We start from the raw sequence: 12,085 nt of genomic DNA on the forward strand, positions 1-12,085 counted from the left end.
AACATAAATGATATTAATTATTATTCAATAAAGGGAATGTCGATGAACGTCGCTGGGCTCACCTTGTCTGTCTCTACTGTGTTGTTGGCTGCTTTACCTATTGGTGCCCAGGCACACGAAGTCGCCGGGGGAGAGCATGGCCCTTCCGTCGTGAGTTTGGACTGGGGCGCTGCCGATACGCTGGATGAGCTGGGCTTGGCCGAGCACCTCGTCGGGGTACCACATCAGTCTGCGCCCGCCTATGTGTCACACCTGGTCAAAGGTCGGGCAGATATCGGCGGGCTCAAGGAGCCTGATGTCGAGGCGATCGCGGGCCTGGAGCCGGACCTGATTCTGGTCACCGGTCGTCAGTCCGGATCACTTGAGGCGCTCAAGGCTGTGGCGGAAACGCGAGATGTCACTCTCAAGGAAGGTGACTACTTCGAAGCACTGAGCGACAAGGTACTGAGCTTGGCGTCCCCGTATCATGCTGAGGAAAAGGCACGTGAGAAGCTGGCAGCGCTCGAGTCGGATATCGCGACGGCGCGTGAAGGGCTGGCGGAAGATCTTGACGCGTTGGTTGTGATCCATAACGACGGTAGTTATGTTCTGCGCCAGGAGCCGATTGTCACTGAGCTGCTGCAGATCGATCAGCCGGCGCTGCCTAACTCCGTGGAGCCGGTCAGCCGTGGTGCGCGTACTTTCTACCCGCTGACGCCAGCGAATATTGCCGAGATGGCGCCGGATGCTCTGTATGTGGTTGATCGCAGTGCTGCCATTGGCCAGACCCCGATGGATGCTGACGCGCTTGAGGCCGCGCTGGCCGATGCTGGCGGGGCGGACATTGGTGTCACCGTGCTATCCCCGGGGCTTTGGTATCTCTCCGGCAATGGCTTGCAGAGTGTGCGTGCCCAGATGAATGAGATTCTCGAAGGACTGTAAAGGCCGGAGCACACGGTTTCTTGTCAGACACACGAAGGCCAGGCATCTGCCTGGCCTTCGTGTGTCTGACGGATATACATCAGGCGAGGTTGTCTGATCAGAGGCTTCAGCGTTGCTTGAGCTGATCGCGCAGCCCTGTCGGAACCTGTTTGATGATCAGACGGTCACTTGCTTCATCGTATTCCACCGAGTCGCCCAGCAGGTGCGAGTCAAAGCTGATCGAGACGCCCGCGGCGCGTCCGGTGAAGCGCTTGAACTGGTTGAGCGTCTTCTTGTCCGGCGGGATTTCCGGTGACAGTCCGTAGTCACTGTTGCGAATGTGGTCGTAGAAGGCCTGCGGATGCTCTTCATCGATCAGCTCAGACAGCTGATCCAGAGTGATCGGCTCGCCGAGCTTGGCCTGGTCGGTGGCATAATCGACTAGGGTATCGGTCTTTTCGCGGCTGGCTTCCTCGGCCATGTCTTCCTTCTCGACATAGTCGCTGAACGCCTTGAGCAGGGTGCGGGTTTCCTGGCCGGCATCCCGCTGCTCCTGTGCGCCCAGTGTTTCGGCGAAAGCCTCGGCGAGCTTGGTGCGTCCGCGATCACGCGCCCAGGATAGATAGGGGTGAGAGGTCGAGCTACCTTGCCACTGACTGATATCCAGTCGTGCGGCCAGCGACATCTGGGTCATGTTGAGCTGTCGGGCGGGGGTTACCGCGAGGGACTCGTCGATCGCGAAGCCGTCACGATGGTGCAGCAACGCCATGAACAGGTGGCGCGTCTCGCCCTGCTGGTGATCCACCACCAGCAGATGGCCGCCTGTTGGGAGATTGTCATCGATCAACGGCATGAGTCGACCGGCAAGCGTCTGGGTCAGGCTCGCGAAATCGGTTTCACCTGCGAGGAAAGACGCCAGCTCGGCAGGGAAGGCGGCAGGTGCGTCTTCATTGAAACGGCCCCAGTTCTTGGTCTTGCCGTGGTAGGCATCATTGAGCCCGGACACCAGATCCTCCAGTGCATCGGATGCCGGCAGGGCGGTGGCGGCAGGCACCAGCTGAGCCGGCGTCTCGCTATTGCCCTTGTCGATACGGTGAATGATGCTGTGCAGGATCGGCATGGAAACCTCCCTCGGCTGCGATGAACGGGCTGGGGATGATACCTGCCACGATTCGGCAGTGGTAGGGCTGTAGGCAGCCGGGGAGAGCGCCTTGGCTATACACCTTTTCTGCAAGGCGCCCATCAGGAGTTCACCTATCAGAAGAGCCTCTGACTTTATTTTGTTGAATGCATCAGTGGATGGCTGCTTTCGTCTCTACTTCGTCATGGCATGCCTCAAGGAGCATTCTCAAATTATTGGCATCCATAGTGCCGCGCTTTCCAATCACAATCAGTTGAGTGCCTGGCGTTTGTCCATTCCATGGTTCTGTAGGTGTGATCTCGCAACGTGCCCCTACAAGATGAAGAATACATTTCTGGTCGTGAGCTTCCGCGACATGACAAATGCCCTTGGCACGGTAAATAGTGGCGGGGAGGTTAGCCATCACCTTGCGAAGAGCCTTCAGGTTCAGTGGGATATCGCTTTGCCAGCTCCATGTATCGAATAGATTATCGTGATGGAGTGGGACTGCCCTGAACGTTCCAAACGCCATCGTGGATGCTGGGGAGTTACCGCTATCAGGGCTGACTGGTTCAGCAGTCACCTTTCTTTCCACACCGAGTAACAGCTCCAGTGGGACTACACCATATTCACTTTCTATCACGCGCGCGTTCGGATATAGCCAACGTGCCTTGAGTGAAGTGTGTTGATCTGGTGTTAGTAGGTCAGTTTTGTTGAGTATGATGATATCAGCAGCATCTAGCTGCTCGGTGGCAAGCCGTGTCATATCACTATCCAGATCATCAAATTGAGCAGCATCGACTACAGTCAGAATGCCATCGATATGGAGCGACTGACGAAACTGAGGATAGCGCAAGGTGTTGGCGATCTTGACAGGATTCGAGACACCGCTAGCTTCGATGACCAGATGCTCGGGGCGTTTCTGTGGGTCTGCCAACAGCGTGGAAAGTTGCGCGATCAAGTCACCCTCCACCGTGCAGCAGATACATCCATTCGCCAGACTGACGGTGGTCTGGGTCTGGCTGACGATCAACTGTGAATCAATGTTGATAGCCCCGAAGTCATTTACCATCACGGCCATGCGGCGACCGTGGTCACTGTTGAGCAGGTGATTGAGCAGCGTCGTTTTGCCCGCACCGAGAAAGCCTGCGACCAGCGTGACGGGAATGCTGTGTTGTTGTGTCATGGGAGTTTCTTCTCATTATTGAGTCAAGCCGCTTCGCTTGGCTCGTGGTCAGGAAGTCGGGTGTCAGAAGGCGGGCAGTGGTTCCTGCCAGGTAGCAGCCATATCGGTATCCGTGAAGGCTCCCAGACGATCCCATGTCACTTCTCCTTCCAGCAGAGTCAGCTCCACTTGTGTGGCATGCAGATTTCCCTTGATGGCGATATCGAAGAGGTCACGGTCCAGCACGATGAGGTCAGCCGACTTGCCGACTGATATTGATCCCGCGTGTTGTTCGATTCCCATGCACCATGCGCCGTTGATCGTCATGACACGGATGGCTTGCTCTAGAGAGATGGGGTGACCAAAGAACTGACCTTCTTCTTCACCGAAGGGGTTTTGACGGGTAATCATGGCTTCGAACCCGATCCACGGGTTCAGGCTGGAGACTGGCCAGTCTGTCCCCATCACGGCATTGCCGCCGGCCTCTATTACGCCCTTGAAGTTGTAGGCACGCTGCATGCGTTCTTCGCCGAAAACAGCGCGAGCATTCGCGAAGGAGGAGGGGAACCACCCCACGGGCGAGAATTCGGCAGTAACATCCAGTGCTTTGAAGCGTACAAGGTTGGTGTCCAGTAGCGTTGTGCTATGGGCGCATTGATGACGCACGCCATTATTGCCATTTCGTGCTCTTGCTTGAGCGACGGCATCCAGGAAGATATCGGAAGCTCCATCACCGGTGCAGTGCGCGATGACACGAACCCCTTTGCGATCCATGTCGACTACCATGTCGACGATATGCTCTGGCGTGAGATTCAGGTGTCCTCTCCAGTTCTTCTCGCCTGGCCAGGGAGTTGATAGATAGGACGAACGTGATTCATGGGTGCCATCGAAGTGAAACTTCACCGCATTGGCATTCAGGCGATTGCTTCGATAGTAATGACGCTCTCCTGCCAGTAGCTCCCAGCGCCGTTTGACCGGGAAGATATCATCCTGCCAGCTGATGGCTGCTTCTACTCGGACGGATAGCTTGCCATCTTGATCGAGACTGCGAAGTGCATTCAGGCGGTGTTCGCAGACGTGCACGTACTTGGTGCCCACCACGCCATGTCCACTCTGGAAATGCAGCCCCTCTCGATAGGCACGTGTCAGCGCATGCTGCGGTGTTGGTGGCATGGTAGCGTGGATGATGGCGTAGGCACCATCGACCAGAATGCCGGAAGGTTCATGGGTAATGGAGTCTCGCTCGATATAGCCATGACGTGGGTCCTGGGTCTCAGCGGTAATGTTTGCCAGCGCCAGTGCGCGCGAGTTGACCATCATGCAGCCCCATGAGCGATCAAGAATGGCCACAGGGCGATCAGGCATGAAGCTGTCCAGCCAGTCACGATCAGCGACCAACCCAGCCTGCTTGAAGGTATAGCGCACGAAATATTGGCCGTAGATCCAGCCATCGCCCGGATGACTGTCGGCGTAGTCGAGTATTGCCTGCTTGACCTCCTCCGGGGTGGGATCCTCAAAACCGATATTCAGATAGTCGGCATAGCCGGGCGCCAATGCCAGGTCGGGGTGAGTATGCATGTCATAAAGACCGGGCATCACGAATCGACCTTCAAGATCGATGACCTTGGTGTGGTCTCCAATGAAGGGCGTCACATCATCTTCATTACCGACGGCCATGAAGCGACCGCTGCGAATCGCGACGGCTTTCGCCCGGGGAGTATTGTCGTCCACGGTATGGATGTTGGCATTGATCAATACGATATCGGCAGTTTCTGCCGGTGAAGAGGCCGCTACAAAAGAAGGTGTCGTCAGAGTGCTGGAGGTAATCATTATCATGAACTCATAATCGAAAGGGGGAGGCACAGCACGAGAGAAGAGCGAGGCACGGGCGTGCATCACGATGGGATACACGCCCGTTCATCAGCCGATCATCCAATGGCCCAGCAGGGCGAGGATAGGTAGCGAGATCATCACTCGCAGGGCATAGATCATGACCAGGTCACGTAATGTGAGCCCAATGTCAGCTCTGACCAGGATGATGGCAGCTTCGGTAAAGAAGATGATTTGAGTGACAGCGACACCCGCCATCACGAAGCGTGTCACTTCGCTTTCGATTCCAGCACCTAGAATGGAAGGCATGATGCTGTCAACAATTCCGGCGAGTAGCGCGGGCGCTGCCTGAGCAGCCTCCGGAAGACGCAACAACTCCAGATAGGGCACCAATGGCAGTGATAGCACCTGGAATAACTGGGTGAACTCGATCAGCGCCAATCCGACACATCCCACCAACATCATGGCCGGATAGATGGAGAAGGCCACATCTGCGCTGATCTGAAGCCCTTGCTTGAGCTGTTCTGTGGGAGAGTTGGCTTTCTCGGCACGTTCGACGGCGCGGCGTAGACCAAGGGCCAGTACACCTTCTCCAGGACGACGGTCTGTCTTGAGCTGCTTGCCGACTGCGGGATGGTAGACCGGCAATTTGTTACGAAGCGGTGGCAGCTTGGGCACAATGATGGCGCACAGGACGCCGGTGATGGCAACGGCGATGTACCATTGAATGAACATCTCCTCGAGGCCGATCAGCTTTAGCAGCAAGTAAGAATACGCAATCGAGACGATCGAGAAGTTGGTCGCGATCGTGCACGCCTCACGACTGTTGTAAAACCCCTGACGGTACTGCTGAGTCGTAAGGATGATGCCCACGCTGGAGGCTGACAGCCAAGAGGCGAGGCAGTCCACCGCTGCTCTCCCCGGCAGGCCGAAGAGACGCTCGAACATGCGGCTGCACAAGGTGCCGGCGAACTCCATCAGTCCGTAGTCAGTCAGCAGAGGTAATAGCAGTGCTGACAGGAAGTAGATGGCCAGGACGACTGGGCCAACATCATAGAGCATTACGCCGCCGGTATTGCGACTCCATACCCACTCAGGTCCTACCTCAAAATAGACCATCGTCATCAACAAGGCGCCGATGACGCGTACGATGGTCCAGCCCATGCCGGGATTGAATAGCGTGATCAAACGCCCCTTGCGGTGGCGTAATGGACTGAAGGTGACGGCCAGGGTCATCAGACTAGGAATGATGGCGACCGCGGCTGTTGCTGTCACCATGAGGGGTTTGAGTACATCATTTATGTAGTCGATGACGAACGCGATCATGATCGTCATCCGACCATCAACACTGATCGGCGTAAAGAAAAGCAAAACGCCGAGAAGCGTGGGGATCAAGCATTTGAGCAGCTGTTTCGTGCTATAGCGAGATTGAGGGACTTCTGAGGCGACGGGAGTCGGGCGGTCGGTCATGGGACGCGTACCTTTTTTATAGTTGTAATGACGAGTTGATGGTTTTCATGAATCATCAATCGTTGCTTTTACGATGCCATCGTGCAGGCAGCTCGTGCCAGGGTGGATGTATCCAGCGAGAGTAATTCTGCCAAGCTCATCCGGAAATGGTGTGCCGTTCTAGTGACGAAAGTCGGGCGCTTCTCTATCCAGGCGCCGTAGTTCTGCGGCCCAGGTCAAATCTACGCTCTCTGCGTGGTAGCGTGGGTTCTCAAACTGCTGGGCGGTGTATTCACATTCCTGTGCAGAAGGCATTATGAGTGGGCGGCCTGCTTTCATTGCTTCAAGTTGAATCTCGCAAGCCTTGTTCAGATAGAACATGTTGAAGTAAGCCTCAGCAACGCTGCGACCAGTGGTCAGTAATCCATGATTGCGCAGAATGGCACACTGCCGATCACCAAGTGCTGCCACGATGCGATTACGGACTTCAAGATCGAGTGGAATACCTTCGTAGTTGTAGTAGGCCACGCGATTGTAAAAGGCCATGTTGGTTTGATTAAGAGGAAGAAGCCCCTCTTCCAATGCCGCGACTGCCATGCCAGCCAAGGTATGAGTATGCATGACGCATACAGCATCATGACGATGCATGTGGATGGCACTGTGAATCGTGAAGCCTGCAGGATTTACCTCAGGATCATCAATGTTCAGTTTCTGGCCATCAATGCCAATAGTGACCAGATTGGAGGCGGTAATCTCCTCTGGTAGCAAGCCATAGGCATTGATCAGGAAAGCCGGTGTCTCGCCTGGCAGGCGTACGGATATATGAGTGAAGACTTGATCGCTCCAGCCATTTCGCTCCAGCAGGCGATAGGCGGCGGCCAGGTCGACTCTCAAGGTTTCTTCAATCGCGGGTTTTGGCATGTGGCGCACTCTCGGACGGGAAGGCATGGGACAGTGGTGTGGCTCAGGACACGGGATAAGGGCGTGCTCATCCTGTGGCAGGCTGGCCTTGTATGCATCCTAGGTTGCTTGTGAGAGAGCGGATATCGATTTATTCTCCAGAAGTTCATTCCAAAAAGTCATGACCTGCCATGCAACGACAGCTCCCCAGCATGATATCTCTTCGGTGCATCGTCGCTTTCGCACGCTTTTCCAGCGTCACAAGAGCCGCCGAAGAGTTGAATCTCACTCAGAGTGCCGTAAGTCGCCAGATCAAGAATCTGGAGGAGTTTCTGGGCTGCCCGCTGGTAACGCGTTCTCGACAGCGGCTTACGCTCAATGAGTTGGGGCAAGCCTATGTGCACGAGATAGCGCCGTTGTTGGAGAGTCTTGAAACAGCGACTCATCATGTCCGCACCAGTCACGTTGGCCATCTGCGTATCGGAGCTGAACCTTCGTTTACCTCTCGCTGGTTATTGCCCAAACTCAAGTCATATGCAGTACTCAATCCCGAGATTGAGCTCGAGATCATGAATGATCTGCGCCGGCTTTATGACAGTCATGAAGGCTATGATGTTGGCATCCTTTTTGGGGAGGGTGAATGGCCAGGATTTGATGCACGTTTTCTCATGTCCAGTGAGCTACTTGCTGTGTGTACACCGGACTTGCTGACTGAAAAAGGTCCTGTCATTGAGCGGCAGGATATTCTGCGTTACCCGATTCTCCATCATGTGGCGCATTCACCTTTGATGAAGTCTTCCACTCAGTTGTGGTTGGAAGCAGCGGGGCTATCGATCAGAGAGTGCAATGCATTACCAGGGCAGCGGTTGGAGCATTTTCAGTTTGTTCTTGAAGCGGCTTTGCATGGGCTTGGGATAGCCATATTACCGCGCTATTTCGTGACACCAGAACTTGCTGAGGGGCGCTTGGTGATCGCAAGCCCCTCACCCTTGAGGTGCGGTGGTTATTACGTAGTTGTGCCCTCAGGGCAGCATGACCCCAAAGTCAGTCGTTTTGCGGATTGGTTGTTGTCTTGGGAGTCTTGATATAGGCGACTATCAGAGGACTGCCTGGTGCGCTGTACATCTTAGGACTGCCAATGGCTCCTTCCTCACGGACAGGTTTCACCCTTGATGAGCCGAGTCGTCAGCAGGCGAGTCGAGGCGGGTTCCAGCCCCAGAATCATTCGCGCGGCAAGGCGGCCTTTCTCGGTACTGTCCTGCTGGACCGTGGTCAGGCGTGGTGAGCGATATTGACCTTCCTCGATACCATCAAAGCCGGTGATACGCAGGTCTTCGGGAATCCGGATGCCGCGTTGTTCGGCCAGGGTCACGGCGGTCAACGCGATACGGTCGGACATGCATAGCAGGAGGTCTGGCCGTTCACTGGCCGGAAGATCCAGAATCTCTGCCAGCACCGGTGCGCAGACCTCGTAGGTGTTTTCCTCGATGTTCCACATCGCCACAGAATCGGGGGAGATATCCTGCTCAGCCAGCGCACGATGAAAACCTGCCAGACGCGAGCGGGTGATTGTCTGACCCGTCGGTAGCAGTGCGTGGGCACTGGTGATACGTCCATTGCAGGGTGTTTCGGTCAGGCGCAGGTTGACGATGCCGATGCGACTGGTGGGTGTCTTCAGGGCATGTTGCGCGATGGCGTAGCTAGCGGGCTCATTATCCACGTGGATGGCGGGTTGATCGCCCAGATCGAAGTCGACTGCCACGATGGGCTTGTGACCCGCACTCTGGAGTTCCTCCTCCAGCGCCATGCTGGCCATCAGCCCGTAGACAATGAAACCATCGGCAATGCTGGAAGATCCTGGTACCTGTGAGGCATCTTGGCGACCCGAGAGCAGCAGTAGGGTATGGCCATGGGCGTCGAGCACTTCTGCGATGCCCGACAGCAGCTCGCTGGCGACCGCATCCTTGAGACTGTAGGTCAGTGTCTCCGCAAGTACTACGGCGATGATCCGTGAGTGCCCCGTGCGTAGACTGCGCGCCTTGGCGTCCGGGCCACGGTAACCAAGGCGTTTGGCCTCCTCGAGAATCCGCTCACGCAATGCTGGCGAGAGCTGGTCGGGGCGGTTGAAGGCGTTGGAGACACTGGCAGTGGAGACGCCGAGTTGTGTGGCTAGCTCCTTGAGAGTGATACGGCGAGGCGATGACACAGGCGTCGGGTTCCTGGAGTGGAGGCTGATACGGTCAAGAGTAATTCAGGATATCGATCAGTCGTAAGCGTTCGGGCATCACTCGCAAGCGGTGATGCCCGAACGCTTACGATGAATCGCTGAAAACGCCGTTGGTTATTTCGCGCTGGGCAGGGAGCGGCGGTAGGCGCCCGGGCTTTGGCCAAAGGCTTTACTGAAGTTACGGCAAAACACCGTGGCCGAGGAAAAACCGCTTTGCTCGGCTACCTGCTGGATCTGCAGGTCAGTGGCGCCCAGCAGGCGCCGCGCATTGTTCAGCCGATGACGCTGCAGGTAGTGGATAGGCGTCATGCCGGTGGCGGCTAGAAAGCGCCGGGACAGGGTGCGGGGCGTCACACTGAGCTGGTGGGCCAGTAGCGGCAGGGTCAGCGCGTCGGTCAGATGCAGGCGCATGTAGTCGCGGGCGGCGTCCACCAGGGTGTCGTTGCAGCTGGGCTCGAGAAATACCGGCAGCGGTGCGTCCTTGTCGCGGATGGTGAAGTAGTGAGAGGCAAACTCGGCTGAGCGGTCGCCGAGAAAGCGCTGGATCAGCAGCAGGGTCGCATCGAAGGTCGCCGGTGTGGTCGCGGTGGTGATGATGCGATCCGCCTCGACCATCTGCAGGCGGGGGCTAACGCGAACCTTGGGGTAGCGCTGTCGGAAGATGTTCTCCGACGCCCAGTGAATGGTCGCCTCTCGACCGTCCAGCAGGCCGGCCTCGGCCAGATGAAAGACACCTGTCACCAGCCCTACCACAGTCGCTCCGCCGCTGTGCTGTTGTTTCAGCCACTGCAGTGCCGGGCGGGTGCGCTCCAGATTGTCCATTGACAGCCCCCAGACTGATGGCAGTACCACCACATCGAATTGGCGCTCGCCCACGTCGGCAAAGTACTGGGTATCAAAACGCAGGCCGGAGAAGCCGCTTACCGGCTCTGGCGTGCAGCGCAGGAACGTCTCGCCAAAGCCACGCCAGGCGCTGTTTTTAAACAGCCCTGCGCTCAGCTGCATGCCCTGGAAAACCTCAGCCATGCTGATGATTGTGCTGCTCCAGAACCGCTCGGGAATCAGGTAGGCAACCTCAATGGCGCGTTGTGCGGTGGAGACTGTAGGTGGCTGCGGCATGGGTTTGTCCGGTGGTGTTGGTTGGCGGTGCAATAGCCATTATGTCTTAAAAAGTTGATAAGTGGTCTTTTATGGTCATTTGGCGTTGATTAAGTATTGATAAAGTTAGCCCCATCAACCGCCAAGACCCGCCGCGGCCGCGCCGCAGGAGGGCTACCTGATGAGGACCTGACCATGGATCGCCAGACGGAAATTCGACTGATCAAGCAGGCGCTGGAGCTGAAGGCGCGTGGTGAGACGCAGTACCACGAATCGACTCAGACCCACGCCACTGACCGCTACATCTCCGCTGCCTGGTTTGAGCGCGAGAACGATATGCTGTTTCAGCGCCAGCCTATTGCGCTTGCGGCTGGCGCCGAAATACCCAACCCCGGCGACTACCTCAGTGTGGAGTGGGTCAAGGGTGTACCGCTGTTGCTGGTGCGGGGTGAGGATCAGCAGGTTCGGGTGTTTGCCAACGCCTGCCGACATCGCAATGCCCGGCTGGTAGCAACCGGTGAAAGCGGTTGTCGCAAGCGCTTTGTCTGCCCCTATCACGCCTGGACCTACGACACCCGGGGCAACCTAGCCGGAGCGCCGGATTTTGAGCGCGGCTTTGCTGATCTGGACCAGCAGAAGCTCGGGCTGGTCGAGTTTCACTGTCGGGAGCTGGGCGGCATGGTGTTCTTCCACCCGGACCGCAATGCCGAAGTGCCCGAGGATCTGCTGGCGTCGGAAATGGCGTCCGGCTTTGACTACCTCAAGCTTGCTGCCCAACGGGTCTACAAGCGCCGCAGCTATGTGATCAAGGCCAACTGGAAGATCCTGCTGGAAGGTGGCATTGAGGCCTATCACTTCAATGTGGCCCACAAGAACACGCTGGCGCCGTTCTTCCTTGGCAACATCTCGACTTGGGAAAGCTGGGGCGATTTGCAGATGCGCATGATTCTGCCGAAAAAGCCGATGCTGGAGGCCGCCGAGCTGCCGGAGCAGGCGTGGGACATGCGCAAGATGGCCAACATCATTTTTACGCTGACGCCGGCGGTTTTGTTACTGGCCCAGCCGGACAACATCTCGCTGATTCGCATGGTACCGCTGTCAGCTGGTGAGACCCGCATTGAAGAAGTGCTGCTGGTAGATCCTCCGCAATCGGGCGCCGAGCAGTGGTCAGAGCAGGAGCTGACCATCCACGAGACCAACCACAACCTGGTTCACAAGATTCTGATGGAAGACTGGGTGCTGGGCGAAACCATTCAGGCCAACATGGCCAGCGGAGTGGTCGACGAGATTCACTTTGGCCGCTTCGAATCTGCGCTGACCTGGTTTCACGAACAGTACGCACGCTTGATGGCGCTTGATGACGGCGTCATCGCGCGGCTGGCCTGAGGCGGCGGAG

At 56.8% G+C, this 12,085-nt stretch carries 10 protein-coding genes; 3 read left to right on the plus strand and 7 right to left on the minus strand.

Translation table 11 applies throughout. The annotated features are described in order from the left end of the window. Positions 1 to 150 precede the first annotated feature (150 nt). Positions 151 to 921 (plus strand): ABC transporter substrate-binding protein, encoded by a 771-nt coding sequence (locus tag AC5WNJ_RS06230; protein ID WP_176676778.1) that lies wholly within the window; start codon positions 151 to 153, stop codon positions 919 to 921. Between the two features lie 106 nt (positions 922 to 1,027). Here the strand turns inward: AC5WNJ_RS06230 and AC5WNJ_RS06235 are convergent, their stop codons facing one another. The 5 genes from AC5WNJ_RS06235 to AC5WNJ_RS06255 form a co-directional block, all read right to left on the minus strand. Further along, the gene (locus AC5WNJ_RS06235; RefSeq protein WP_176676779.1) at positions 1,028 to 2,020 is read right to left on the minus strand and encodes a nucleoid-associated protein; all 993 of its coding nucleotides are present in this window, start codon (positions 2,018 to 2,020) and stop codon (positions 1,028 to 1,030) included. A 172-nt stretch (positions 2,021 to 2,192) separates the two neighbouring features. Further along, positions 2,193 to 3,206 (minus strand): CobW family GTP-binding protein, encoded by a 1,014-nt coding sequence (locus AC5WNJ_RS06240; RefSeq protein WP_176676780.1) that lies wholly within the window; start codon positions 3,204 to 3,206, stop codon positions 2,193 to 2,195. 63 nt (positions 3,207 to 3,269) lie between these two features. Further along, positions 3,270 to 5,015, minus strand: coding sequence for an amidohydrolase (locus tag AC5WNJ_RS06245; protein ID WP_176676781.1), 1,746 nt, complete (start codon positions 5,013 to 5,015; stop codon positions 3,270 to 3,272). A 90-nt stretch (positions 5,016 to 5,105) separates the two neighbouring features. Beyond that, positions 5,106 to 6,485, minus strand: a complete 1,380-nt coding sequence (locus AC5WNJ_RS06250) for a YjiH family protein (protein ID WP_176676782.1) — start codon at positions 6,483 to 6,485, stop codon at positions 5,106 to 5,108. 159 nt (positions 6,486 to 6,644) lie between these two features. Then, the gene (locus AC5WNJ_RS06255; RefSeq protein ID WP_176676783.1) at positions 6,645 to 7,385 is read right to left on the minus strand and encodes a class II aldolase/adducin family protein; all 741 of its coding nucleotides are present in this window, start codon (positions 7,383 to 7,385) and stop codon (positions 6,645 to 6,647) included. A 170-nt stretch (positions 7,386 to 7,555) separates the two neighbouring features. On the opposite strand from AC5WNJ_RS06255, the gene AC5WNJ_RS06260 reads away from it, so the two are divergent. After that, entirely contained in the window at positions 7,556 to 8,449 is an 894-nt protein-coding gene (locus tag AC5WNJ_RS06260; protein WP_495930719.1) for a LysR substrate-binding domain-containing protein, read from the plus strand. 65 nt (positions 8,450 to 8,514) lie between these two features. Here AC5WNJ_RS06260 and AC5WNJ_RS06265 read toward each other — a convergent pair whose 3' ends face one another. Together AC5WNJ_RS06265 and AC5WNJ_RS06270 are read right to left on the minus strand one after the other, a co-directional pair. Then, the gene (locus tag AC5WNJ_RS06265) at positions 8,515 to 9,570 is read right to left on the minus strand and encodes a substrate-binding domain-containing protein (RefSeq protein WP_176676784.1); all 1,056 of its coding nucleotides are present in this window, start codon (positions 9,568 to 9,570) and stop codon (positions 8,515 to 8,517) included. Between the two features lie 135 nt (positions 9,571 to 9,705). Continuing rightward, complete coding sequence (locus AC5WNJ_RS06270) at positions 9,706 to 10,710, minus strand: helix-turn-helix domain-containing protein (protein WP_176676785.1); 1,005 nt, start codon at positions 10,708 to 10,710, stop codon at positions 9,706 to 9,708. Positions 10,711 to 10,884: 174 nt separating this feature from the next. Here AC5WNJ_RS06270 and AC5WNJ_RS06275 point away from each other — a divergent pair, with 174 nt between their 5' ends. Then, positions 10,885 to 12,075: an SRPBCC family protein gene (locus AC5WNJ_RS06275; RefSeq protein WP_176676786.1), complete on the plus strand. Its 1,191-nt coding sequence runs from the start codon at positions 10,885 to 10,887 to the stop codon at positions 12,073 to 12,075. The last annotated feature ends 10 nt before the right edge of the window (positions 12,076 to 12,085 follow it).

This window comes from Cobetia sp. PDI-23MA (genome assembly GCF_059507735.1).